This window comes from Acidimicrobiales bacterium (assembly GCA_034521975.1).
Classification (GTDB): Bacteria; Actinomycetota; Acidimicrobiia; order Acidimicrobiales; family SKKL01; genus SKKL01.
Genome location: JAXHLR010000002.1, coordinates 1 through 24,860 on the forward strand (window position 1 = coordinate 1; position 24,860 = coordinate 24,860).

The window sequence follows — 24,860 nt, forward strand, 5'->3', positions numbered from 1 at the left end:
GCATGTCGTCGAGGAGAAGGGTCTAGGGGAAGCCGTCGGGGAGACTAGATAGTTGTAGACATTTCGGGATACCATGGCTGGCATGAAGACGGTCTCGGTTGGTGAACTGCGCCAGAACCCCACGGCGATGATCGATGATCTGGAACAGGGTGAGCCGTACACGCTGACTCGGCACAGCCGACCGGTAGGGACGATCATCCCGGTCGCGTCGTCGACGACGATCATCGCCCCGAAGCGTGGGGGACCGGCGGACACGTCGTCCATTGCGCGCCACGAGCTCCGCACGGCGGGTTCGGTCGATGAACTGCTGGAGGACGAGAAGGGCGAGTGGTGAGCTCGCCCGCGGCGGAGCCCGGTTTCGAGGCGCCTGACCCGCCGAGTGGGATGTACTACCTGGACAGCTCGGTCGGGGTGCGGATCATCCTCGGGCAGTCTCCGTCGGCGGCAGCATGGTTCGATCACGCGACGAGCGACGACACGTCGATGGTCGTGTCATCGCGTCTCCTTCGGACCGAGATCACCCGGGTGCTGCGCCGAGAAGGTCTGCCGGTCAGCGAGCGGGACAAGCTGCTCTCCTACATCGGCACCATCCCGTTGGATCATGCGGTGCTGAACGAGGCTGAGGCCATCGTCCCTCACCTTCGTTCACTCGATGCGATCCATCTGGCCTCCGCCGTGCGATCCGGACTCGAGGACCTGATCATCGTCACCCACGATCAGGCCATGCGCGATGTCGCGGAGCAGATCGGCTTTCGGACCTACGACCCGGTGGCTTATCCATAGCAACCCGACGGCACAGGCCGATGGCCCCCAAGTCGGCTGACCCCCCACGTCCGGCTGAGGTGCGGTAGCGCTTCTACACTTCTTCTACTGTGCGGGCTGGTACGGACCGACGCGGAACGTGACGCGACGGCATCTCGGTTTCGCGAATGCCCAGCTCAGTGGCACTGTCTGGTACGGAACGTGACGGGTTGGCATGGGTGTTACCGGACTTCTCATCCGATGGTCGCAGGTTCGAATCCTGCCGGGGGCGCCAACGAGCACAAGAGTGCGTGAACGTCGATCGTGCTGTGCGGCGCGGTGAACTGATCGGGAGGTGACCTGGCCTATGGGATGGGCTCACGCCGCGGACGGTGCGAGATCGTCCCAATGCGCTGCGGCGGTCTCGGCCCCGCTGGCGATGAGTCGGCGCAAGATCCCATCCAGGGTCTCGGCGATGTCGAGCGACATCCAGCGTTCGCCACACGCGGGGCATTCCTCCATGGGCACACCGGTCACCACCGCGACCCGGCCATCGCGTTCGACCATCTTGGCTCGGTGCACGGCCACTCGATCGGCTTGGTCACATGTCTCACATCTCATCAGCGTCTCGTCCTGTAGTCGTCGGACCAACGATCGGTGGATGGTTCGTACACGGTGATCAACCGGGAGCGGGTCGCCGCCTCCTCAGGGATCTCCTCGTACTCGATGGCGCCACGAGGCAACTGCAAGCGTTCGGTCCGGACCACCCGGGTAGGTGACAGCGACGGTGTCGTCGGAGGTCGTCGCGATCGCGCTCACGGGCCGTGCAGCCCGTGGCGGAGGAACTAGGTTCGGCGGGTGTATTCGTGTACGCTTACACTATGACGGTTGGGGCTGAGGTTCGTCGGGTGCGTGAGCTTCGGGGGATGTCGATTCGTGAGCTGGCTGCTGCGGCTGGTGTGGCCCCATCGACGGTGTGGCGGATCGAGACCGATCGGGCTGACCCGAGTGCATCGACGCTCGCGGCGCTCTTTGACTCCATCCGGCTGGACCAGCGTGGTGGTGAGCCCACCCGTGAGGAGAAGGTGAGCCTCGCACTCGGCAGGCTGACTGCTGCTGAGGTGCTGCGCGATCCAGAGGCGGCGCTGGACCGCGCCCGTCGACGTCTGCAACACCAACTCGAGGACCCAGTGACACCACGAGCGTCGCGACGGTGGCTCACCGAGTGGAAGATGGTGATCGAACGGCCACTGGTCGACATCGTCGCCGTGCTGTTGGATCCGAGCCAGCGGGGCTGTGAGATGCGCCAGCACACACCGTTCGCGGGGCTGCTCTCTGACCAGGAGCGCCTCGACGTGATCCGATCTCTCCGAGAGTGCCGGGATGAACGTCTCCCAGCTTGAACACCTCATCCGGGCGGCGGGAGCGCTCCTGGGCGAGGACACGGTCATCGTGGTCGGAAGCCAGGCGATCCTCGCGACGGCGCCGATGGTCGACGACGAGTTGCTGACTCGGTCGATGGAGGCCGACCTGCTTCCTCTCGACGACGCGCACGGCGACAAGGCAGACCTCATCGATGGAGTGCTCGGCGCAGGATCGAGCTTCGACGAACTGCACGGATACCACGGTGACGGGGTCAGCGAGCACACGCCTGTGCTGCCCGAAGGTTGGCGTGATCGACTCATTGAGCATGTGAACGACAACACCAACGGCGTGCGCGGTCTATGTCTCGAAGCGAACGATCTGGTGGTTTCGAAGCTGGCCGCAGGCCGCGAGAAGGATCTGGAGTTCTGCCGAGCGGCCCTGCGTGAACGCCTCGCCGAACATGACACCGTCGTGGCGCGCCTTGGGCTCACCGAGATCGATCCCGACCGGCGCGATGCCATCACCTCGATGCTGCGCTCGTGGCAGTCGGGGTGAGCCCCCCGACGACCGCATCTCTCGCGGGAGGAGCGGTAGCGCTTCTGCAGTTCTTCTACTCTGCGGGGCGGTCGGCCGGCGGTGCTGCGCAGCTGGCGCTCATGGGCATAGGGTCGGCGGAGGGGAAGACCATCCCGTCGGACCCGTCGGACGACGCTGAAGGGGAGATGTCATGCAACGCCAGGTGTCGGAGCGGTGGGTCGTCCACGGGGTGATTGGGGCGATCGTCACCGCCGGTCTCGTGGCGTTCCCCGTCGTCACGACGGTCACGAGCGACGGTGAGGTCCCGTGGTTCTTGTGGCTCCTCCCCGTCGCGGGACTTGCCGTGGCGGCGTTCACGTTGCGCACGGTGCTGCGGTCGGGCTTCGTCGTGTCGGCGGAAGGCCTGTCGGACACCCACGAGCTCGGCGACGAGACCGTTCCCTGGGACGACGTATCGGCATTCGAGTGGGAGATGTCGGGGTCGGGTTCGGGCGGCGGGCAGCAGCGCAACACCTACCGGCTCGTGGCCGTCACCTCGCACGGCCCGGTGCGCGTCACCTCGATCGCCGCCACCGGCCGCAGCGCGCGTCGCATCACCCAGACGCTCTCCGCGGCACACGACGAGGGGCTCGTCCCTGAGCATGTGGCCGTCCACCGCCCACCGACCGCGGCCGAGCTTCTCCGCAAGCTGGGTGGGTTGTTCGACAGCAAGGACGAGCGCTAGTGCATGCAGCACCGGCTCCGGTGAGCGGCCATGATGGCGAGATGGCAGGTGTGCTCGCACTCGACGTCCCGCTCTCGGAGCTCGACGAACTGTTCCCCCAGACGCTCGGTCGGCCCGCACCCACGACCGAGACCGGTGACGAGACCCTCGACCTGGTCGACGGGTTGGCGGGTGTCCTCTCGCCGGTGGTGGTGGACGCGCAGCTCCACTTCCTCCGGGACTCGGGCATCGAGGCCGGCTTGGACGAGGATCCCGACACCGGGCTGGTCCGCCCATCCGGGCCCGACGGGCCCTTCGCCCCCTTCGCCCCGATCGGGTACCGCGCCGAGGACGGCACCGTGTCGCTCGCCGTGCTCCTGGGGGCCAACTCGGGCGACACCGGGCTGGCGGTCGGTGCCGACGGCCGGCCGCTCGACGCCGAGCAGGCCGATCGCGCGGTCGCGTCGGTCCGCGCCCGTCTCGACCTCACCGGCGAGCTACGGGTGCTACCCGTCGTCGACCGCTGATCCCTGCTGCACGGACCGGACCGCCGCCGACCCCCGCTAGCGTCGGTGGGCCGATGTCCCGCCCGATCCGCCTCCGCCGGTGGCAGAAGGAGGCTCTCGACCTCCTCGAACGCCATCCCGATCCCGACTTCCTCGCGGTCGCCACCCCGGGGGCGGGCAAGACCACCTTCGCCCTTGCCGCTGTGGTCCGCCACCTCCACGCCAACCCCCAGCACCAGGTCGTGGTGGTGGCCCCGACCAGTCACCTGAAGCTGCAGTGGGCCCGAGCCGCCGCCCAGCTCGGCATCCACCTCGAGCCGTCGTGGTCGTCCGCTGCGGGCGAGCTCCCGTCGGACATGCACGGCGTGGCGGTCACCTACCAGCAGGTCGCCGCCAACCCCGACGTGCTGCGCCGCCACGCGCGACGCTGCATCGTCGTGCTCGACGAGCTTCACCACGCCGGCGACGAGCGAGCATGGGGCGACGCCACCCGCCACGCCTTCGACGCCGCCCCACAGCGACTGTCCTTGTCGGGCACCCCGTTTCGCTCCGACACCCACGCCATCCCCTTCGTCCGCTACGTGCAGGACGAGGCCGAGCCGGACTTCGACTACGGCTACCAGGCGGCGCTGACCGACCGCCGGGTGGTGCGGCCCGTCTACTTCCCCACCATCGGCGGGTTCATGGAGTGGACCGCGCCCGACGGATTGCTCAACGCGGCCAGCTTCGACGACGCCCTGGACCGCACACGGGCCTCGCAACGGCTGCGGACCGCGCTCAGCCTCGACGGCGAGTGGCTGCCCACCGTGTTGTCCCAGGCCAACGAACGGCTACTCGAGCTGCGGACCGTGCAACCCGACGCCGCCGGTCTGGTCATCGCCGCCGATCAGGACCATGCACGCGGCATCGCCGAGCTGTTGCGGGCCCGCCAGCGGGTCACCGCCATGGTCGTCACCTCCGACGACCCCACCGCGTCGCGACGCATCGCCGCCTTTGCCGACGGCGACCTGCCGTGGCTGGTCGCGGTGCGGATGGTGTCGGAGGGGGTCGACATCCCCCGCCTGCGGCTCGGGGTGTTCGCGACGACCACCACCACCGAGCTGTTCTTCCGGCAGGTGGTGGGACGCTTCGTGCGCCACACCGGGGGACCGGCACGGCGTGAGCGAGCGTGGCTGTTCATCCCCGACGAACCCCGCCTTCGGCGCTACGCGGCGACCATCGCCGAGCAGCGCCGGCACAGCCTGCGACGCAGTTGGGAGGACGGCGAGCGGCCCGAGGAGGCCGACGAGCCCGAGGCGCTCGACGAGGTGCCAGGGGAGGAGGAGCAGTTGTCGTTGTTCCAGGTGCTGTCCGCCGAGGTGGTCGAAGGCGCCGGCGCGGCATCGGTGTTCGACGACGATCCCGACGCCGAGCACTTCGACGAGGACGACGAGGACACCACGGTGCCGATCGACCTCCCGCTTCCCCCGCCTCGCGGGCACGAGCGGTGGAGCGACGGCGGTGGTCGTCCGCTGGCCGAGGTGAAGCAGGAGCTGCGTGCTGCCAACGCCGAGATGGCCCGCCAGCTCGCTCGCTACACCGGTCTCAGCCACCAGGAGGTCAACGGCCGCCTCAATCGCGAGGTGTCGATCCTGCGAATCTCCGAAGCCAGCGCCGAGCAGCTCGAGGCACGGGTCGAGCGGGCCGAGAAGTGGCTGGCCAACCTCTGACCGCTACCGAGGGGGTCGTACGAACAGCGCCACCACGGCCAAGCCCAGCGCCACCGCAGCCAGCACGTTGAGCACCGCCGAGTATGAGCCGAACCAGTCGGCGCCGAGTGACACGATCAGGGGACCGACGGCGCTGCAACCGACCCCCGCGGCCATGACCACCCCGCGGATCTGGCCGATGCGCACGATCCCGAACCAACGGGGGAGGGCGGTGGCTTCGAGGGTGCGGATGGAGGCACCGCTCGAGCCGAGCACGAACCCGTAGGCAGCGGCGGTGATCCCGGGGTGCACGGTCTGGACCATGACCGGCGCGCCCGCGAGCAGCACCAGACAGGCCCCGGTCAACAGCTTCGCGGGCACGCGGTCGGCGAGTGGGCCGATGAGCAGCGCGCTCCCCGCGCTGGAGACGGTGAGGGGGAGAAACGTCGCTGCGGCCTCGGTCGGGGTGAGTCCCCGCTGGGCCAGCAGGTCGACGTGGTGGAACATCAACCCGGTGCTGATCAGCGCCGACAGTGCGGTGGCAGCGGTCATCATGAGGAACGCGGGATGACGGACCACCGCTGCCATCTCCCAGTCCGGCTGGTGCGCCCGGTGGGCGGTGGTCGCCTCGTCGCCGGTGGGTGCGGGGACCGTCGCCGCGTAGCGAGACGGTGGATCGGCGACGACCAGGACGCCCACCACCACGACGACGACCAGCACACCTGCCCCCAGGACCACCCAGCTCGTCCGCCATCCGAAGGCGGCGATGAGCGACGTCGAGACGATGGGCACCAGGGCCATCAGCGCACCGCCGGCCGCGGTCTTGATCCCGTTGGCGGTGCCGCGCGCCTTGTCGAACCACACGGCCACGGTGGTCGTGGCGGTGAGGGTCAGCGCACCCTGGCCCAGGGCCCGGGTGCCGGCGAAGCCGATGGCCAGAGTGACGAACCCGACGACGCCGGACATGGCGACCAGCATCACGGCGAAGCCGCCGCCGAAGAGCAGGGTGGCGAAGCGCACTCCCTTGCGGTCGATGAGCCTCCCCGCGGCGGGCATGCTGAGCGCGCCGGTGAGCGTGCCCACCAGGTACGCGGCCGAGACGGCGGATCGTGAGAGGTCGAGATCGGCGGCGATGGGGTCGATGAACACCGACACCCCCAGCGTCTGCCCGGGTGCGGTCACACCCTGCAGGACCACCGCCGCGCCGAGGATCAGCCACGGCGACTGCCGCCAAGGGGCGCGGTTGGTGAGCGGTGACCGGTGGTCGAGGGTCATCGGACGCGAGCGTCTACAGGTCGCCGAGACCGGCGGCGAGCGCGTCGAGGCTCACCTCGATGTAGCTGAGCAGGTCCTGGTCGGTGTCGGCGCTGACCCAGCGATCGACCGCCACCCGCAGTGCGCACACCGCTGTCGCGGCGAACAGGGTGGGGCGAATGTCGGTCTCGGGGTTGATCCCCGAGCGGTTGGCGACCACCGAGGCGATGGCGTCCTCGAGCTCGCCCTGGCGGCGCAGCATGTGGGCCTGCAGCGAAGGGTGGCTGTTGATGATCTCGGTGCGGGCGATCATGGCAGCCTGATCGTGGGTGAGCTCGTCGCCCAGGGCCCGAAGGGACTCGCGGACGGCAGTGAACGCCGACTCGGAGGGCGGGCGTCCCGCCAGCTCGCTGACGAGCTGTTCGACCAGCTCCTCGTGGGCGGGGTCGAGCAACGACTCCTTGGTCGGAAAGTACCGAAAGAGGGTGCGCTCGGCGACGTCGAGGGCCTCGGCGATCTCGGCCATGGTCACGTGCTCGTATCCTCGCTCGGCGAACATCTCGAGCGCGATGTCCTGCGCCTCGTTGCGGAGGCGAGCGCGGCGGCGAGCGCGGGTGTCGGAGTCGGCCGGATCGACCTCGGCGGCGGTCATCGCCGCCAAGTGTACCGACCCACCTGTGAAATGTGTCAGTGACTGTCAATGCGGCGGTCGCTGCCGATACGATCCCCAGCATGCACCGCATCCTCCGCTTGATGGCCACCGGCGCGCAACGTCGACCCGGCCGCGTCCTCCTCGCCCTCGCGCTCGTCACCGTCGCACTCGGCGGGTTCGCCGGTCAGCAACAGACCGACACCGACCCGACCGCCTTCGCCCCCGAAGGCGAACTCGCCGAGTCGCTCGAGCTGGTGCAGGATCAGTTCGCCGCCGGTGGGGTCTCGACCCAGGTCATCTTCGACGCCGGTGAGGACGGCGACGTCCTTGCGCCGGACCACGTGGCGTTTGCCGACGAGCTGGTCGCCGCGCTGGCCGGCGACCCCGAGGTGTCCGAGGCGCTCGCCGCGGGCGAGCGGGCGCTCGCCTCGTTCACCGCCGGACTTGCCGAGTCCGGGGCTCCGATGGCTCCGGAACTGCTGTCGCAGGACGACGCCGACGCCAGCTCTGCCAGGGCAGGGCTCGTGGTGGTCAACCTCGACGCGGATCTCGAGCTTGCGGATGCCGCCGAGGCCGAGCTGCGGGTCGGCGAGATCGTCGAAGGGATGGACCCACCCGACGGGCTCGACGTCGAGGCGTTCGGCCAGTTCATCCTCAACGACCGGCTCGAATCCGGCTCCGAGGGCGAGATGAGCAGCCTGCTCGGCCTGTCAATCCTCCTCATCGTCGGCATCCTCGCCCTGCAGTTCCGCACCGCCAGCGACGTGGCCCTCGGCCTGGTCGGCCTGTTGGCCTCCATCACCTGGATGTTCGGCATCGGGGTCCTGCTCGGGCCCGACTACCTGGGGGTGGTTGGGTACTTCACCCAGGTCTCGATCATCGTGCCGGTCCTGCTGGTGGGCCTCGGGGTCGACTACTCGATCCACCTCACCTCGCGCTACCGCGAGGAACGTCGGCACGGCCTCGCCGCTGATCGCAGCGCCAGCGCCGCGGTCCGCACGGTCGGCGGCGCGCTGGCGCTGGCCACGGTGGCCACCATGCTCGGGTTCCTCACCAACGTGATCTCGCCGTTGCCGCCGATGGGCGACTTCGGCATCTTCACTGCCGTCGGTGTGATCTCGGCGTTCGTCGTGATGGGGCTGCTGATCCCCTCGGCCCGCAACCTCCTCGACACCCGCCAGGTTCGCCGGGGTCGCACTCCCCGCTGGGCGAGGGCCGGATCGACTGCCGATGTCGATCCCCTGGGCCGGGTGATGGCGAAGACCTCGGTCCTGGCCGACCGCGCGCCGAAGGCGGTGATCGGAGCAGCGCTGGTCGTCACCGTCCTGGCCGGGCTGGCCGCCACCCAGATCCGGACCTCGTTCAGCCAGGACGACTTCATCCCCGAAGAATCCGAGATCGGTCAGCTCCTCACCCGGATCGAGACCCTGTTCGGCGGCGACATCGCCGAGTCGACCTTCGTGGTGATGGCGGGCGACCTGGCCGACCCGGCTGCGCTCAACGCCGTGGCCGCGGTCGGTGCCGACCTCGCCGACGTGGAGTACGTGCGGGTCGCCGGCGGGGTGGCCCAGGTGCAGTCGCCGTTCACCGTGTTGGCCGGCCTGGCCGGGTCGGATGCCGAGTTGGCAGCCCAGCTCGACGAGCTCGGTTTCAGCGCGACGGAGGGTGTCGCCGATGATGCCGACGTCGCCGCCATGTACGAGCTCGGGTTCTCCGCCGCACCTGCCCAGATGTCGACGGTGATCGATCCCGGACACGACCTCGGGGTGCTCTCGGTCTCCACCCAGGCTGGGCAGGACAACGTGGGCGATCTGGCCGAGTCGATGAGCGCGGCCGTCGAGCCACTCTCGGGCGCCGGCGTCGACACCCGACTCACATCCGAGCTGTTGGTGATCGACGACACCCTCAACGCCCTCGCCGCATCCCAGGCCCGGGGGATCGCCTTCACCCTGGTCGCCGCCCTGGCCCTGCTGGTCAGCTACTACGGCATCGCCGAGCGCCGGCCGGTCATCGGGGTGATCACCATGATCCCCTCGGTGGCGGTGGTGGCATGGGTGCTGGGCACCATGTGGCTGTTGGGCTACAGCTTCAACGTGCTCACCGCGATGGTGGCCAGCCTCGGGATCGGCATCGGTGTCCCCTTCGGCATCCACATGACCCATCGGTTCCTCGAGGACCGTCGCCGCTACGACACCCTCGACGAGGCGGTCCGCCAGACCCTCACCCACACCGGCGGTGCCATGGCCGGGTCGGCCGCCACCACTGCTGCGGGGTTCGGCGTGCTGGTGTTCGCGTCCCTCGTGCCCATCCAGCAATTCGGCACGATCGTGGCCATCACCATCTTGTACTCGTTCCTCGCCGCGGTGCTGGTGCAGCCCTCCTGTCTCAAGCTGTGGGCCGAGTGGAGGGCCCGCCGGGGCGACGTGGTCGAGCTGGACGACGCTGACGATCACCGGGTGCCCGAACCTGTAGGTTGAACCGCACCATAGGTCGCCACGGAGGCCGCAGGTGTTCGCACGACTCGGGCGGTGGTGCTTCCACCACCGCTTCACGGTCCTCGGTCTGTGGCTGCTCACCGCCATCGTCGGTGGCGCGCTCCTGAGCGTCGCCGGTACCCAGACCCGGACCGAGTTCTCCCTGCCCGAGGTCGAGAGCCGCCTGGGCTTCGGTGGACTCGCTCGACGACGCCCGGGTCGTGAGCCCCTACGACCCCGAGGGAGCGAACCAGATCTCACGACAAGGACCGCTCGCCGGCCAGGTGGCCTACGCGTCGATCGAGCTGCCCGCCGACACCACCCTCGAGGAGGCCGAGGAGATCCGCGAGGTGATCGAGGCCAACACCCCCGACATCGAGGGGCTGGAGCCGGGTCATCCAGCACCGTCCCTGGCCCGCGGCGCTGGCCGGCGCCGCGCTGCTCCTGGTGCTCGCCGTCCCCCTCTTCGGACTGCGCCTGGGGTTCGCCGACGAGGGGAACTATCCCGAGAGCACCACGACCCGCCGCGCCTACGATCTGGTCGCCGAGGGCTTCGGTCCCGGCTACAACGGGCGACTGGTACTGGCCGCCGAGATGGTCGAGGGGATCGACGAGGCGTCGCTGACGGCGATCACGGGAGCACTCGACGACGATCCCGGCGTGGCGTTGGCCATGGGACCGATCATGAACGACCCCCAGGCACCCACCGCGGTCCTGTGGCAGGTCGTGCCGGCGACGGCCCCACAGGACAGCCAGACCAGCGATCTGGTGCACCGGTTGCGCGACGAGGTGCTGCCACCGGTCGTGGCCGGGACCGGCCTCGACGTCTCGGTGGCGGGACCGGTGGCGATGAACGTGGACTTCACCGACTACCTGGGCGAACGTCTGCCGATCTTCTTCGCGGCCGTGCTGTTGCTGTCGTTCCTGCTGCTGATGGTGGTCTTCCGGTCGCTGCTGGTGCCCGCCACCATGGAGCTGCTCGGCGACCGCAACTGGTGGATGCCCCGGTGGCTGGGACGTGTCCTGCCGACGATCGATGTCGAGGGTGAGGGCGGCAACACCGAGACGATCGGCACCGCCGGATCCCATTCCGCTGCCGAGGAGTCGACGCTCGAGTCGGTGTGATCTGGCTCAGGCCCGCTCGGCCGGCTGCCGCTCGAGGTGCCACTCGCGCAGGTGGTCGGCGATGCCGACCGCGGTGAACGGGAACACCGGTGCCGGGAGGAGGACCAGGTTGCCGACCGTGCGGACCAGGACGAAGGTGTAGACCGCGGCGAAGGCCACCGCCGCTGCCCGCCACTGCCAGTGGTGCGCGGCGTCGGAGCGGAGTGCGACCACGCCACCGGCGCCGATGCCGGCCACGAGACCGGTGACCGCATCGGCGGCCAGGGCCGACACCAGACCACCGACGAGCAGCGACAGTCCCATCGCCTTCACCACGGCCATGGGGGCGTTGGGGTTCCATGAGAGGAACGCCAGGACGATGAACACGAACGGGATCAGTGCGAACCCCAGCGCCAACGCAGCAGCTGGGTCGGGGCCCCCCTGGGCTTCGTCGGAGGCGAGGCTGATGAGCCCGGCGAGCATGGACCAGAACGCCGGCACCAGCACCAGGGTGGCGATGGTGATGGCTCGCCACTTGCGCCGGGGTGACAGCGGCTCGGCCACGATGGTGGCCTCGCGACGCTTGGTCCGGCGCGGGTTCTGGCGCAGCGTCACCCCTTGACCGAGCCGGCGGTGAGCCCTCGGACGAAGTAGCGCTGCAGCGAGAAGAACACGGCGAGGGGCAGCGCCATGGAGATGAACGCGGCCGAGGTGAGCAGGTGCCAGTCCTGGCCGCGCGAGCCCGACAGGTTGGCCAGCGCCAGGGTGACGACTCGGGTGCTGCTGGTGCCGCCGAGAAACACATAGGCCACGAGCAGGTCGTTCCACACCCACAGGAACTGGAAGATGGTGAAGGCGGCGAGCGCCGGCACCGACAGGGGGATGATGAGACGCCAGAAGATCGTGAAGTGGTCGGCCCCGTCGATCTTGGCCGACTCGATGATCGACGACGGCAGGGACCCGATGTAGTTGCGCAGCAGGTAGGTGGCGAGGGGCAGGCCGAATCCGGTGTGGGCCAACCAGACGCCGAGGAAGCTGCCGTTGAGGTTGAGGTCGGGGAACACCGTCACACCCCAGAGCTGTGCGCCTTCGACGTACAGGGTGAGGATCGGGATCAGCGCCATCTGCAGCGGCACCACCATGAGACCCACCACGAGGACGAACAAGATGTTGCGTCCGCGAAACTTCATCCACGAGAAGGCGTAGGCCGCAAAGGCGGCGATGGTGATGGGGATGACCGTCGACGGGACGGCCACGGCCACGCTGTTCAGGAAGGCGTTTCCGAACCCGCCGGCGTCGAGTGCCTGCCGGTAGTTCTCGATGGTCCACGCTCCGGCCTCGAACGGGCTGGCGAGCGCGGTCCACCACCCGGAGGTGTTGGCGAGGTCGGGCGGTCGGAACGAGGTGACCAGCACCCCGGCGATGGGGATAAGCCAGATGACGACGGTCACCAAGATGGTGATGCGCACGAACCAGCCACCACCGCCGCCGGTGCCGACGGTGCCCTGCGCGGTGTTGAGCCGGTCGGGCCGGGAGGCCTCGGGGAGCTCGGCGGGAACAGGGGTGGTCAGGGTCATCGCATCTGCTCCTGTTCCCGGAACTTGCGAACGTTCCACACCATCACCGGGATGACGGCGACGAAGAGCACCATGGCGATGGCCGCAGCACGTCCGTCGTGGTTGGCCAGGAAGAACCACCGGATCATCCGCTCGGCGATGACCTCGGTCTGGTTGGCTTCGGGGCTGCCCATCACGAACACGATGTCGAACACCTTCAGCGCGTTGACCACCATGTAGGTGGTGACCACGACGATGGTGGGCAGGATGCTGGGCAGCAGGATCCTGCGGAACAGCTGGAACTCGGTGGCACCGTCGATGCGGGCGGCTTCGAGGATGTCGTCGGGGATGGCCTTGATCGCCGCCGACAGCACCACCATGGCGAAGCCGGTCTGCATCCAGATCATGATCACCATCAACAGCAGGTTGTTCCACGGCTGCTGGGACAACCAGGCGACAGGGTCCTGTCCGAACACGTCCATGACACCGTTGAGCAGCCCGACATTGCTGCCGAACCCTTCGGGCCGGTAGCTGTAGATGAGCCGGAAGGTGACAGACGCACCGACGAAGGAGACCGCCATCGGCAAGAAGATGAGCGACTTGGCGACGGCCTCCATTCGACGGAGCCGGTCGGCCAAGGTGGCGAACACCAACCCGATGGTGACCGCCACCGCGGGGACCACGATGATCCAGGCCACGGTGTTGCGGATGGAGCGCAACATCGAGGAGTTGGTGAACACGAACTCGTAGTTCTCGAGTCCGACCCAGGCTTGGCCGCGCGAGTCCTGGAAGCTGAGCAGGGCGGTGTTGATGACCGGGTAGATCAAGAAGACGCCGAGCACGACGAGGGCGGGGCCGACGTAGATGTAGGGCCGCAGTCCTTCGCCGACGCGCTCGGGCAACCAGTTGACGAGCCGGTCCATCGCCCAGAACAGGGCGAACACTCCCGCCACTCCCAAGGCGATGGCGACGGCGGCGATGACCATGCGGTTGGCGTCGTCATCGCGCAGGAACCCGAAGGCCCAGGTGAACACGACGAACGCGACGATCGGGACCGCGAGGGTGCCGCCGACCCGGAGCGCGATCGCCCACGGATCGCGACGGGTCTCGAGCATGGTGTCGAGATCGTCGTCGCCCGGTGTGTCGGGTTCTTGGTCGGTGTCGGTCGGAGCGGTGTCAGTCACGGCATTCGCCCACGCTGGTCTCCCGGGGGAAGCGAATCAGGGGGGCGGCCCAGCGGGCCGCCCCCCTCGACTCGGACGAACGTTGCTAGCTGTCTTCCTCGTCGCCTCCGTCGGCGCCACCCTCGGGCCAGGCGGCGTCGATGCTGGCGAGCACGTCGTCGAGCACGTCGGGTCCGCCACGGACGTAGTCGATCATGCCGACCCAGAAGGCGTCGCTGCCGACCTGGGCGGGCATGAGGTCCGAGGCGTCGAAGCGTCCCGTGTCCTCGGCCAGCGCCTCGGTCAGCACCGCGGATGCATCAGCGAGGATGTCGTTGCCGTAGCAGTCGGCAGCGACCTCGACGTGCGGTGAGATGCGCGACGAGGCTTCGACGCCACCCATGGCGCACTGCACGTCCTGGGCGATGAACCGCTCGAGGAAGTCGACGACCTCGGGACGGTTGGCGTTCTGGCCGACCACGGTCAGCTCACCGGCGTAGAGGATGCCCTCCTGGTCGATGGGGGGCAGCGGGAACCAGTCGTAGTCGACACCGGCCTCGGTGTCCTCGGGGAAGAAGGCGTTGATGAAGCTCGCCTGGCGGTGCAGGTAGCAGTTCGGCGGATCCTCGAACATGGGAGCCGGTGCGTCGCCGAAGGCGATGTCGGCGGTGGCCTCGGCCCCGCCGAGGACGTAACCCTCGGTGAAGAGGATGTCGCCGAAGACCTCGGCGGCGTTGCGCACCTCGTCGCTGGTGAAGGCCAGCTCGCCCTCGACCCACTGGTCGTAGGCCTCGGGCCCCGCGGTGCGGAGCATGATGTCTTCCATCCAGTCGGTGGCCGGCCAGCCGGTGGCACCCTCGCTCTCGAAGCCGATGCACCACGGTGCCGCGCCGTCCTCGACGATCTGGTCGCTGAGCGCGATCAGCTCGTCCCAGGTCTCGGGGACCTCGTAGCCCGCCGCATCGAAGTCGTCCTTGGGGTACCACACCATCGACTTGAGGTTGATGTTGGTGGGTAGGCCGTAGTGCTGGCCCTCGTACTCGCCGAGCGCCACGAACGACTCACCGAAGGTGTCGTTCAGCTCGTCGATGTCGAAGCCCATGTCCTCGAGCGAGACGATCTCGCCCCGCTCGACCAGGTCGGGGATGGCCCCCGGCTGGGGCACGGCGGCGATGTCGAGGTCGCCGGCCCGGGCCCGGATCTGGAACTGCTCCTCGAAGTTGCCCGAGGACTCGATCTCGGCGGTGTAGTCGGTCTCGGAGTTGATCATCTCGTCGAAGATCTCCTGGACGGCCTCGCCCTCCTCGGGCTCGACCGCAGCGAGGAGGTTGACGTTGCCGGTGTTCTCCGCTTGGTCGCTGCCGCCGTTGTCTCCGTCATCGTCGTTGCCGCAGGCTGCTGCCAGCAACGCGAGGACGAACAGTGGGACCAATAGTCGTCGTAGTCGCATGTGTGTACCCCTTCATGTGGGTGTTGGGTGCTGCTTGGATCGGGACCGGAGCCGTCGTGGCCACGGCCGGGTGTCAGGTCGTGGGATCGCGGTAGATCGCCTTGCCGTCGTCGAAGTCGAAGTAGTGGAGACGGTGGGTGTCGGCCACCAGCTCGATGCGGTCGCCGGCGCGGGCCTGGGACCGCGGGTTGAGCCGGGCCAGCATCTCGGTGTTGGTGCCGGCGCGTCGTTCGACCTGATCGAGCGCGTCCTTGCTCACGTCGACCATCAGCTCTTTGATGTCCTCGGTGATCGCTGGTGCGGCGTCGATCTCGAAGTGGATCACGACATCGGATCCGAGTGCTTCGCGCAGGACCACCTCGGTGGCGATGCGGCGATCCGGCGGGGCTTCGGCCACCAGGGATGCATCCTCCATGTCCTCGGGCCGGATGCCGAGCACCACCTTGCGGCCGTCGTAGCGGCGGAGCGCGGGTCGGTCGGCCAGCACCTCGTCGGGGATCGCCAGCTCGTGCGAACCGAACGTGACCACGAGATCGTCGCCGGTGGACTCGATGGTGCCCTCGAGCAGGTTCATCGCCGGCGACCCGATGAACCCGGCGACGAAGAGGTTGGTCGGCCGCTCGTAGAGCTGCTCGGGTGCGTCGACCTGTTGCAGGTCGCCCTTGCGGATCACCGCGACACGGTCGCCCATGGTCATGGCCTCGACCTGGTCGTGGGTGACATAGAAGGTGGTGACGCCGAGCTCGTCCTGCAGGCGGGAGATCTCCGAGCGCATCTGGACCCGGAGCTTGGCGTCGAGGTTGGAGAGGGGCTCGTCCATGAGAAAGGCCTGAGGGTGGCGCACGATGGCGCGGCCCATGGCCACCCGCTGACGCTGACCGCCCGACAACGCCGCCGGCTTTCGTTCGAGCAGATCCCCCATGTCGAGGATCGATGCTGCCTCGTTGACCCGCTGGTCGATCTCGTCCTTGGGGACCTTGGCCAGCTTGAGACCAAAAGCCATGTTGTCGAACACGCTCATGTGCGGGTACAGCGCATAGTTCTGGAAGACCATCGCGATGTCGCGCTGCTTGGGCGGCATGTCGTTGACCACGCGGTCGTTGATGCGGATCTCGCCCTTGGTGACGGTCTCGAGGCCGGCGATCATCCGCAGCACGGTGGTCTTGCCACAGCCCGACGGGCCGACCAGCACGATGAACTCACCGTCGTTGATGTCGAGGTCGACGGATCGGACCGCCTCGGTTCCGTCGGCGAACACCTTCCAGACGTCTTCGAGCACGATCTCTGCCACTGACAACTCCCCATCTGGTCGGGGTCGAACGACCCACTATGATGATACTTACCTAGTAGAGCCGATGACGGACAGAGGCAAAGGTCCCGGGCCGGGTCCGGTCACCGCTTGGCCGGGCGAGCGAGGAGATCCTCCCACAGCTCGCGGGTCGGTGGCTCGGGATCGAGGTGCACCGAACACCCGTCCCGGTCGAAGTACATCGTGGCGCGATCGAGCCGGACACGGCTACGAGATCGTCTACCCCGCAGGCCGACCTCGGCGCTCGGTCGATTCCTTCCTCACCTCGCACCCGGTGAGCGGTTCGCTGTCCGGTGGGGTGATCGCCCGAACCTCGGGCCGGTCCACTGCTGGCGGCCGCGGCTTGGAGGTGGGGACTGGAGCGGGTGGGGGGAATCGAACCCCCATCATCAGCTTGGAAGGCTGAGGTTCTGGCCGTTGAACTACACCCGCGGGTGGCCGCTCCCGGAGGAGCGGCACTGGTCGGGGAGGCCAGATTTGAACTGACGACCCCCTGCTCCCAAAGCAGGTGCGCTACCAAGCTGCGCCACTCCCCGGTCCGACGTGGCGATGGTAGTCGCTCCGCCGGCCCGATCGGACACGAGCATCCGCGCGAGGGCGGTCGGGGTGACCGGTACACTCACCAATCTGTGAAGAGCACTGTCGAACCCCTCGAGGGGAACAAGGTCCGTCTCTCGATCGAGGTGGACGAGTCCGAGCTCGAACCCGCGATGGACGAGGCGTTCAAGCGCATCGCCCGCGAGGTCCGCCTGCCCGGCTTTCGGCCGGGCAAGGCCCCGCGCAAGCTCCTGGAGGCCCGCCTCGGGCCGGGGGTGGCACGCGAGGAGGCCCTCCGAGAAGCGGTGCCTGGCTACTACGCCGAAGCGGTCGCCACCCACGAGGTCGACGTCATCGCCTCGCCCGAGATCGAGATCACCGACGGAGCCGAGACCGGTCCGGTCAGCTTCGACGCAGTGGTCGAGGTCCGACCCGTGGTCAACGTGGCCGGCTACGCCAACCTCCGGGTCGAGGTTCCGTCACCGACACCCAGCGACGACGACGTCGATGCCCAGCTCGAGCGCATGCGGGAGCAGTACGCCGAGCTGGTCACCGTCGACCGCCCCGCCCAGGACGGCGACCACATCGTCATCGACATCGAGGGGTCCCGCGACGGCGAACCGCTCGAGGGGTTCACCGCCACCGGCTACACCTACGAGCTGGGTCAGGGATCGGTCATCCCCGAGATCGACGAGAACCTCCGAGGAGCATCCGCCGGCGACACGCTCACCTTCACCGGCGACGACCACTCCCACGAAGAGGAGGACGAACCCGATCACGGTCCCATCGACTTCGTGGTCGAGGTCGCCGAGGTCCAGGAGAAGGTCCTACCCGAGCTCACCGACGAGTGGGCGGCCGAGGCGTCGGAGTTCCCGACCCTCGACGAGCTGCGCGCCGACCTCCGGAACCGACTGGTCGAGACCCGGGCCTCCCAGGCCCAGTCGGCCATCCGCGAGAACACCGCCGCCGCGGTCGCCGAGCTGGTCGACCTCGAACCTCCCGAGGCCCTGGTGTCGTCGGAGATGCAGAACCGCGTCCAGGACATGGCCATGCGGCTGCAGGCCCAAGGGATCGAGCTCGACCAGTTCCTGGCCATGACCGGCCAGACCCAGGAGTCCTTCGTCGACGGGCTGCGCGACACCGCCAGCCAGGCGGTGCTGGTCGATCTCGCGTTGCGGGGGGTGGCCGAGGCAGAAGCGATCGAGGTCTCCGACGACGACGTCGAGGCCGAGTTCGCCGACGTCGCCGAGCGGGTCGGTGAGTCGATCGAGGCGGTTCGCGAACAGTTCGAGCACAGTGGCCAGTTGGCGGCGATACGCTCGGATCTGGCAAAGCAGAAGGCCCTCGATTGGCTCATCGAGCAGGTCGAGGTGGTCGATGAGGAGGGCAAGCCCATCGATCGGTCCGAGCTCGACGCGGTGCTCGCCGCGGCCACCGAGGATGCCACCGACCCAGACGACACCGACCCAGACGACACCGACCCAGACGACGAGGACGAGCAGTGACCTACATCCCGAACCCCGAGATCTGGGAGCAGACCAACCGGGGTGAACGCAGCTCCAGCCTGTTCGGCAAGCTGTTGCGCGAACACATCGTGTTCCTGGGGTTCCCCATCAGCGACGACGTCGCCAACGTGGTGTGCGCCGAGATGATCTTCCTCGAGTCGGAGAACCCCGACAAGGACATCAACCTCTACATCAACAGCCCTGGTGGCGACATCAACGCCATGTTCGCCATCTACGACACGATGTCCTACATCAAGGCCGACATCAACACGATCTGTCTGGGCCAGGCCGCGTCGGCGGCCGCGGTGCTGCTCGCCGCCGGGACACCCGGGAAGCGCCTCGCGCTCCCGCACTCACGGATCATCATCCACCAGCCCTACTCCGGGGCACAGGGCCAGGCCTCCGATGTCGAACTGGCGGCCAAGGAGATCCTGCGCCTCAAGAGCTCACTCGAGGACGTGCTGGCGTTCCACACCGGCCAGTCCGTCGAGAAGATCCAGGCCGACACCGACCGCGACTTCGTCATGGACGCCAACGCGGCCAAGGAGTACGGGCTCATCGACGAGGTCCTCACCTCGAGGGCCGATGTCGACAACACTGGAGCGATTCGCGCTGCGAGCGCCTAGCCGGAACGACCCGAATCGGGGGATGTAGCAGTGGCCAAGTTCGGAGACGGAGGCGAGCTTCTCAAGTGCTCGTTCTGTGGCAAGTCACAGAAACAGGTCAAGAAGCTGATCGCCGGCCCGGGTGTCTACATCTGCGACGAGTGCATCGACCTCTGCAACGAGATCATCGAGGAAGAGCTGTCCGAGGGCGCCGACCTGTCGTTCGACCAGCTTCCCAAGCCCCGAGAGATCTACGAGTTCCTCAACGACTACATCATCGGACAGGAACTGGCCAAGAAGATCCTGTCGGTGGCGGTCTACAACCACTACAAGCGGGTGCAGCACTCGGGCGGACGTGACGACGAGGTCGAGCTGTCCAAGTCGAACATCATGTTGATCGGGCCCACGGGCTGCGGCAAGACCGAGATGGCTCGCACCCTGGCCCGCATGCTCAACGTGCCCTTCGCCATCGCGGACGCCACCGCCCTCACCGAGGCCGGCTACGTGGGCGAGGACGTCGAGAACATCCTGCTCAAGCTCATCCAATCGGCCGACTACGACGTCAAGAAGGCCGAGACCGGCATCATCTACATCGACGAGGTCGACAAGGTCGCCCGCAAGAGCGAGAACCCCTCGATCACCCGCGACGTCTCGGGCGAGGGCGTGCAGCAGGCCCTGTTGAAGATCCTCGAAGGCACCACCGCCTCGGTGCCGCCCCAGGGCGGGCGCAAGCACCCCCACCAAGAGTTCATCCAGATCGACACCACCAACATCTTGTTCATCTGTGGTGGTGCCTTCGCCGGCATCGAGAAGATCATCGAGAACCGCATCGGCAAGAAGGGCATGGGCTTCGGTGCCGAGCTGCGCACCCGCGACGACTCCGACCTTGGTGAGCTGGTCGCCCAGGTGCTGCCCGAGGATCTGCTCAAGTTCGGGCTCATCCCCGAGTTCGTCGGTCGGTTGCCGGTCATCGGCCCGGTGTCCAACCTCGACCAGGAGGCGCTGATCCGCATCCTGTCCGAACCGAAGAACGCGCTGATCAAGCAGTACCAGCGCTTCTTCGAGCTCGAGGATGTCGAGCTCGAGTTCAGCACCGACGCCCTCGAAGCGGTGGCCGACCAGGCGTTGTTGCGGGGTACCGGGGCGCGTGGCCTTCGGGCCATCCTCGAAGAGGTGCTGCTCAACGTCATGTACGACCTGCCCAGCCGCGACGACATCGAGAAGTGCGTCATCGACGCCACGGTCGTGCTCGACAAGGTCAACCCCACGCTGGTGCCCAGGGGAGAGGCTCCCCGCGAGCAGCAGCAGCGGCCTCGCCGCGCCGCCTCCTGACCGATGACCCAGGTGCGCCGGTGAACTACCGCGAGGCCCTCGCCTGGCTCGATCGCCACATCAACCTCGAAGCCAACGCCGGGCGTCCGCAGGGAGCGTCGCTCGAGCGCACGCGCGAGATGGCGCGGGTACTGGGCGACCCGCACCAGGCCTACCCGGTCATCCACCTCACGGGTACCAACGGCAAGGGGTCGGCGGCCCGCATGGTGACCAACCTGCTCGCCGCCAGCGGACTCAAGGTCGGCACCTACACGAGCCCCCACCTCGAACGCATCAACGAACGCATCTCGGTCGACCTCGAGCCGATCGCCGACGATGAGCTGGCCGCCGCCATCAGCTCGGTCGCCACGATCGAGTCACTCATCGACGGCCCGCCGTCGCACTTCGAGATCCTCACCACGGCCGCCTTCGCCCACTTCGCCGACGTGGCCATCGACGTCGCAGTGCTCGAGGTCGGCCTGCTCGGTCGCTACGACTGCACCAACATCGCCGACGCCGACGTCGCCGTCCTGACCCGCGTCGCCGCCGACCACACCGACGGCGCCATCGGGTGGCGCGCCGCCGTCGCCGAGGAGAAGGCGGGCATCGTCACCCCGTCCAGCACCTTCGTGCTGGGCGAAGCCGATCCCGAGCTGCGGCCCATCTTCGAGGCGGCGGGTGCAGCCCGGCTGTGGGTCCGTGGCGAGGACTTCGAGACGGTGTCGAACCAGTTGGCGGTCGGAGGTCGGTTGGTCGATCTCCGCACGCCGCACGGGCGTTACGACGAGCTGTTCGTCCCCGTCCACGGAGCGCACCAGGCCGACAACGCTGCCTGCGCGGTGACCGCGGTCGAAGCCTTCTTCGATCGGTCGCTCGACCCCGACCTGGTCACCGAGGCTTTTGCCAACCTCACCATCCCGGGCCGGCTCGAAGCGGTCGCTCACAGCCCGTCGGTGCTGCTCGACTGTGCCCACAACCCCGATGGCGCGGCTTCGCTGGCGGGTGCGCTGGCCGAGAGCTTCTCGGTCATCGGCAGCCGGTACCTGGTGTTCGGCTGCCTCGCCCAGCAGGATCCCTCCGAGATGCTGGCCGCCCTCGAGGTCAACTCGTTCGACCTCGTCGTGGTGTGCAGTCCCGACTCCCCCCGGGCCCGCTCGGCCGCCGAGCTGGCACCGGTCGTCGAGGGTGCCGGAGTGGCGGTCGAGATCGTCCCCGATCCCGTCGAGGCGGTGGCGCGCACCGTGGCGCTGGCCGACGAGGAGGACCTCATCGTGGTGGCAGGGTCCATCTACGTCGTCGGCGAGGTCAGGGCCGAGTACACCCGGGCGGCCGAAGCGGCGCTGGCCAAGGCCGACGAAGAGCTCCTGTAGGTCCGCGGTTTCGACCCACCGAACCTCGGTCGCCTACCGTTCCGGCCATGAACCGCACTCTCGTCATCTGCAAGCCCGACGCCGTCGAGCGGGGTCTGGTCGGAGAGATCATCGGCCGGATCGAGCGCAAGGGCCTTCAGGTCGCGGCCGCCGACCTGCGCACCATCGATCGTGATACCGCCGCCGCGCACTACGCCGAGCACGAGGGCAAGCCCTTCTACGAGGACCTGGTGAGCTTCATCGGCCGCTCCCCGGCGATGGTCATGGTGGTCCAGGGGCCCGACGACACCTGGCAGGTGGTCCGCTCCATGATGGGCGCCACCAACCCGCTCGATGCCGCTCCGGGCACCATCCGTGGCGACCTCGCCACCGAGCTGGGCGAGAACCTCATCCACGGATCCGACGGTCCCGAGTCGGCCGCGCGAGAGATCGCACTCTTCTTTCCGGGCCTGAGTTGACCGGCCTCTCGGTGCCCAAGGTTGCATTCTTGTTACGAGTGGGCCAATCTTGGTGCCGGAGTAGGGGCTGTCACGGCACAGGCCGTGCTCCCACCACATCCCGCTGATGGGGGAGGCACGCCGCATGGCCGACAACATGCTCTCAGGGATCGTCGGTCGTGACATCGCCGTCGACTTGGGCACGGCCAACACCCTGGTCTACGTACGTGGCCAGGGCATCGTGTTGAACGAACCGTCGGTGGTCGCCATCAACATCCATGACGGCCGGCCGCTCGCGGTCGGGCTCGAGGCCAAGAAGATGATCGGGCGCACCCCGAGCCACATCCAGGCCATCCGCCCACTCAAGGACGGCGTCATCGCCGACTTCGAGATCTGCGAGAAGATGTTGCGCTACTTCCTGCACAAGGTGCACCAGCGCAAGTTCTCCAAGCCGCGCATGATCATCGCCGTGCCGTCGGGAATCACCGGTGTCGAACAGCGTGCCGTGCAGGAAGCCGCCGAGTACGCCGGTGCCCGCAAGCCGGCCCACATCATCGAAGAGCCCATGGCCGCAGCCATCGGTGCGGGCCTGCCGGTGCAGGATCCCACGGGCAACATGATCGTCGACATCGGAGGCGGCACCACCGAGGTGGCGGTCATCTCCCTCGGCGGCATCGTGGCCAGCCAGTCGGTCCGCGTGGGTGGCGACGAGCTCGACCTCGCCATCATGGCCTTTGTCAAGAAGGAGCACTCGGTGGCGCTGGGCGAGCGCACCGCCGAGGAGGTCAAGATCCAGCTCGGATCGGCATGGCCCCTCCGCGAGGAGCTCTACGCCGAGATCAGGGGCCGCGATCTGGTCACCGGACTCCCCAGGACCATCGTCACCTCCACCGAGGAGCTGCGCGACGCCCTCGAAGAGCCGGTGTCTGCCATCGTGGACGCCGTGAAGGTCACCCTCGACAAGACCCCGCCCGAGTTGGCGGCCGACATCATGGAAGAGGGCATCACCCTCGCCGGTGGTGGCGCGCTGTTGAACGGGCTCGACCAGCGGTTGGCCAACGAGACCGGTATGCCCATCAAGGTGTGCGCGAACCCGCTCTACGCGGTGGCCATGGGCGCGGGCCAGTCGCTCGAGGAGTTCGACGCGCTGAAGGACATCCTGTTCTCGTCGGGCAACCACTAGTCGCCTTCGCGCCGACGTGTTGTCGCTTCAGCGCGGCGGTCGCCCCCGGTTCATCCTCGCCCTGTTGGTGCTCACGGCGATCACCCTCGTCACCCTCGACGCGCGTGGCTTCGGTCCGGTCGAGACCGCCCGAGGCGCGGCCCTCACCGTGCTGTCGCCGTTCCGGAGCGCGCTCGACTGGACCACGAGTCCGGCACGGTCGGCGTGGGACGGCATCTGGAACCATCGCGAGCTCGAGGACGAGAACGCCCGGCTGCGGGCAGAGCTGGCCGAGCTGCGGGGACAGGAGTTCCGCGAGACGACCGCCCGTGAGGTGCTCGAGCAGGTCTACACCCAATCGGACCTGACCTTCGCCGGGGACATCCCCAACGTCCTCGGCCGGGTCGTCAGCGGTCCGGTCAGCAACTTCGAGGAGACCGTCACCATCGACAAGGGCAGCAGTGATGGCATCGAGGTCGGAATGCCCGCGGTGACCGGAGCCGGCCTGGTGGGACGGGTCCACCGGGTGACCCCAGACGAGGCTGTGATCCAGTTGCTCACCGACCCGAGGATGAGCGTCGGGGTCCGGCTCATCCCCTCCGGGGCCCCCGGTCTGGTCGAGGGGCAGGGACGTGGCGCCGAACCCGAGCTGGTCGTGTCCGGTTCCCTCGTCCTGGCCGACGGCGCCCAGCTGCAGACCAGCGGGCTCGACCGAAGCCTGTATCCGCCCGACATCCCGGTGGGCAGGGTCGGTCCCCTGACCGGCGAGGCGCCCGACGATGACGAGACCGGTGAGGGCGAACTGCCCGAGCTCGATGCCGTGGTGAGCCAGCGACAGGCGGTGGAGCTGGCGGCCGACCTCGATGCGCTCACCTTCATCACCGTCTTGCTCTGGTCGCCCAGCTGATGACGGAGATGGTCCCTGTCCCGGTGCGGGTGGGGGTGGTCCTCTTCGTCGCGCTCGTGGTCCAACTCGCGGTCCTCAACCGCATCGAGCTGTTCGGGGCCACCGGCGACGTCATGGTCGTCATCGCGGTGGCGTCGGGGTTCACGCTCGGACGCGAGCGAGGTGCGGTGGTCGGCTTCGTCGCGGGGTTGGCGGTCGACCTGGTGCTGACCACCCCGCTCGGGCTCACCGCGCTGGTGTTCACCGGGGTCGGCTACGTGTCGGGGATCGTGGCCACCAACCTGCTTCGCAGCTCGCGTCTGGCGGTGGTCGCGCTCGCCGTGGTCGTCGCTCCGGTCTCGGTGTTGCTGTGGGCGGTCGTCGGAGCCCTGTTCGGTCAGAGCCACCTGCTCGACGCGCCGCTGATGCGCATCGCGGCGGCCAACGCCATGGTGGCGTTGGCGACCATCTGGGTCGTGTTCCCCGTCGTCCGGTGGGCGGTCGAGGATCCCCACCGACGGGTGAGGCACCTCGCGTGAACCGCA

General features: G+C 68.2%; 25 protein-coding genes and 2 tRNA genes. 17 read left to right on the top strand and 10 right to left on the bottom strand.

Annotated elements, in window-relative coordinates:
* Positions 1 to 82: 82 nt before the first annotated feature.
* Both U5K29_00020 and U5K29_00025 read left to right on the top strand, forming a co-directional pair.
* Positions 83 to 334, top strand: coding sequence for a type II toxin-antitoxin system Phd/YefM family antitoxin (locus tag U5K29_00020; GenBank protein ID MDZ7676923.1), 252 nt, complete (start codon positions 83 to 85; stop codon positions 332 to 334).
* Positions 331 to 783 (top strand): type II toxin-antitoxin system VapC family toxin, encoded by a 453-nt coding sequence (locus U5K29_00025; GenBank protein ID MDZ7676924.1) that lies wholly within the window; start codon positions 331 to 333, stop codon positions 781 to 783. Before U5K29_00020 ends, U5K29_00025 begins: the two co-directional genes overlap by 4 nt.
* Positions 784 to 1,119: 336 nt before the next feature.
* Here U5K29_00025 and U5K29_00030 read toward each other — a convergent pair whose 3' ends face one another.
* Entirely contained in the window at positions 1,120 to 1,362 is a 243-nt protein-coding gene (locus tag U5K29_00030; GenBank protein MDZ7676925.1) for a YgiT-type zinc finger protein, read from the bottom strand.
* Positions 1,363 to 1,826: 464 nt separating this feature from the next.
* Between U5K29_00030 and U5K29_00035 the strand changes: the two genes are divergently transcribed.
* The 5 genes from U5K29_00035 to U5K29_00055 all read left to right on the top strand — a co-directional run bounded on the left by U5K29_00035 (position 1,827) and on the right by U5K29_00055 (position 5,561).
* Positions 1,827 to 2,144 (top strand): hypothetical protein, encoded by a 318-nt coding sequence (locus tag U5K29_00035; GenBank protein MDZ7676926.1) that lies wholly within the window; start codon positions 1,827 to 1,829, stop codon positions 2,142 to 2,144.
* Positions 2,125 to 2,661 carry a DUF6036 family nucleotidyltransferase gene (locus U5K29_00040; protein MDZ7676927.1) on the top strand — a complete coding sequence of 179 codons (537 nt, stop codon included), beginning with the start codon at positions 2,125 to 2,127 and terminating at the stop codon, positions 2,659 to 2,661. The genes U5K29_00035 and U5K29_00040 overlap by 20 nt, the downstream gene beginning before the upstream one ends.
* Positions 2,662 to 2,833: 172 nt before the next feature.
* Positions 2,834 to 3,367 carry a hypothetical protein gene (locus U5K29_00045; GenBank protein ID MDZ7676928.1) on the top strand — a complete coding sequence of 178 codons (534 nt, stop codon included), beginning with the start codon at positions 2,834 to 2,836 and terminating at the stop codon, positions 3,365 to 3,367.
* 41 nt (positions 3,368 to 3,408) lie between these two features.
* Positions 3,409 to 3,873 carry a hypothetical protein gene (locus tag U5K29_00050; GenBank protein ID MDZ7676929.1) on the top strand — a complete coding sequence of 155 codons (465 nt, stop codon included), beginning with the start codon at positions 3,409 to 3,411 and terminating at the stop codon, positions 3,871 to 3,873.
* A 53-nt stretch (positions 3,874 to 3,926) separates the two neighbouring features.
* Positions 3,927 to 5,561 (top strand): DEAD/DEAH box helicase family protein, encoded by a 1,635-nt coding sequence (locus U5K29_00055; GenBank protein ID MDZ7676930.1) that lies wholly within the window; start codon positions 3,927 to 3,929, stop codon positions 5,559 to 5,561.
* Between the two features lie 3 nt (positions 5,562 to 5,564).
* Here the strand turns inward: U5K29_00055 and U5K29_00060 are convergent, their stop codons facing one another.
* Together U5K29_00060 and U5K29_00065 are read right to left on the bottom strand one after the other, a co-directional pair.
* The gene (locus U5K29_00060; GenBank protein ID MDZ7676931.1) at positions 5,565 to 6,815 is read right to left on the bottom strand and encodes an MFS transporter; all 1,251 of its coding nucleotides are present in this window, start codon (positions 6,813 to 6,815) and stop codon (positions 5,565 to 5,567) included.
* A 13-nt stretch (positions 6,816 to 6,828) separates the two neighbouring features.
* Complete coding sequence (locus U5K29_00065; GenBank protein MDZ7676932.1) at positions 6,829 to 7,446, bottom strand: TetR family transcriptional regulator; 618 nt, start codon at positions 7,444 to 7,446, stop codon at positions 6,829 to 6,831.
* Between the two features lie 80 nt (positions 7,447 to 7,526).
* On the opposite strand from U5K29_00065, the gene U5K29_00070 reads away from it, so the two are divergent.
* Both U5K29_00070 and U5K29_00075 read left to right on the top strand, forming a co-directional pair.
* Positions 7,527 to 9,923 (top strand): MMPL family transporter, encoded by a 2,397-nt coding sequence (locus U5K29_00070; protein MDZ7676933.1) that lies wholly within the window; start codon positions 7,527 to 7,529, stop codon positions 9,921 to 9,923.
* Positions 9,924 to 10,367: 444 nt separating this feature from the next.
* Entirely contained in the window at positions 10,368 to 11,045 is a 678-nt protein-coding gene (locus U5K29_00075) for an MMPL family transporter (protein ID MDZ7676934.1), read from the top strand.
* A gap of 6 nt (positions 11,046 to 11,051) precedes the next feature.
* Here U5K29_00075 and U5K29_00080 read toward each other — a convergent pair whose 3' ends face one another.
* The 7 genes from U5K29_00080 to U5K29_00110 form a co-directional block, all read right to left on the bottom strand.
* Positions 11,052 to 11,639, bottom strand: a complete 588-nt coding sequence (locus U5K29_00080; protein MDZ7676935.1) for a hypothetical protein — start codon at positions 11,637 to 11,639, stop codon at positions 11,052 to 11,054.
* Entirely contained in the window at positions 11,636 to 12,601 is a 966-nt protein-coding gene (locus U5K29_00085) for a carbohydrate ABC transporter permease (protein MDZ7676936.1), read from the bottom strand. Before U5K29_00085 ends, U5K29_00080 begins: the two co-directional genes overlap by 4 nt.
* Entirely contained in the window at positions 12,598 to 13,764 is a 1,167-nt protein-coding gene (locus U5K29_00090) for a sugar ABC transporter permease (protein MDZ7676937.1), read from the bottom strand. The genes U5K29_00085 and U5K29_00090 overlap by 4 nt, the downstream gene beginning before the upstream one ends.
* Before the next feature lie 85 nt (positions 13,765 to 13,849).
* Positions 13,850 to 15,193, bottom strand: a complete 1,344-nt coding sequence (locus U5K29_00095) for an ABC transporter substrate-binding protein (GenBank protein MDZ7676938.1) — start codon at positions 15,191 to 15,193, stop codon at positions 13,850 to 13,852.
* Between the two features lie 73 nt (positions 15,194 to 15,266).
* Positions 15,267 to 16,484, bottom strand: coding sequence for a sn-glycerol-3-phosphate ABC transporter ATP-binding protein UgpC (ugpC, locus tag U5K29_00100; protein MDZ7676939.1), 1,218 nt, complete (start codon positions 16,482 to 16,484; stop codon positions 15,267 to 15,269).
* Between the two features lie 375 nt (positions 16,485 to 16,859).
* Positions 16,860 to 16,934: transfer RNA gene (locus tag U5K29_00105), tRNA-Gly, on the bottom strand.
* Between the two features lie 27 nt (positions 16,935 to 16,961).
* Positions 16,962 to 17,038, bottom strand: a tRNA-Pro gene (locus U5K29_00110).
* A gap of 93 nt (positions 17,039 to 17,131) precedes the next feature.
* Here U5K29_00110 and tig point away from each other — a divergent pair.
* The 8 genes from tig (at position 17,132) to mreD (ending at position 24,854) form a co-directional block, all read left to right on the top strand.
* On the top strand, positions 17,132 to 18,544 hold the full coding sequence (gene tig / locus U5K29_00115; protein MDZ7676940.1) for a trigger factor: 1,413 nt from the start codon (positions 17,132 to 17,134) through the stop codon (positions 18,542 to 18,544).
* Positions 18,541 to 19,170, top strand: coding sequence for an ATP-dependent Clp protease proteolytic subunit (locus tag U5K29_00120; protein MDZ7676941.1), 630 nt, complete (start codon positions 18,541 to 18,543; stop codon positions 19,168 to 19,170). Before tig ends, U5K29_00120 begins: the two co-directional genes overlap by 4 nt.
* 30 nt (positions 19,171 to 19,200) lie before the next feature.
* Positions 19,201 to 20,481 carry an ATP-dependent Clp protease ATP-binding subunit ClpX gene (gene clpX, locus U5K29_00125; GenBank protein ID MDZ7676942.1) on the top strand — a complete coding sequence of 427 codons (1,281 nt, stop codon included), beginning with the start codon at positions 19,201 to 19,203 and terminating at the stop codon, positions 20,479 to 20,481.
* 20 nt (positions 20,482 to 20,501) lie between these two features.
* Positions 20,502 to 21,830: a Mur ligase family protein gene (locus U5K29_00130; GenBank protein MDZ7676943.1), complete on the top strand. Its 1,329-nt coding sequence runs from the start codon at positions 20,502 to 20,504 to the stop codon at positions 21,828 to 21,830.
* A 47-nt stretch (positions 21,831 to 21,877) separates the two neighbouring features.
* On the top strand, positions 21,878 to 22,288 hold the full coding sequence (gene ndk, locus U5K29_00135; protein MDZ7676944.1) for a nucleoside-diphosphate kinase: 411 nt from the start codon (positions 21,878 to 21,880) through the stop codon (positions 22,286 to 22,288).
* Positions 22,289 to 22,412: 124 nt separating this feature from the next.
* Complete coding sequence (locus U5K29_00140; GenBank protein MDZ7676945.1) at positions 22,413 to 23,450, top strand: rod shape-determining protein; 1,038 nt, start codon at positions 22,413 to 22,415, stop codon at positions 23,448 to 23,450.
* 16 nt (positions 23,451 to 23,466) lie between these two features.
* Positions 23,467 to 24,336: a rod shape-determining protein MreC gene (mreC, locus tag U5K29_00145; protein MDZ7676946.1), complete on the top strand. Its 870-nt coding sequence runs from the start codon at positions 23,467 to 23,469 to the stop codon at positions 24,334 to 24,336.
* Between the two features lie 8 nt (positions 24,337 to 24,344).
* Positions 24,345 to 24,854, top strand: a complete 510-nt coding sequence (gene mreD / locus U5K29_00150; GenBank protein ID MDZ7676947.1) for a rod shape-determining protein MreD — start codon at positions 24,345 to 24,347, stop codon at positions 24,852 to 24,854.
* The last annotated feature ends 6 nt before the right edge of the window (positions 24,855 to 24,860 follow it).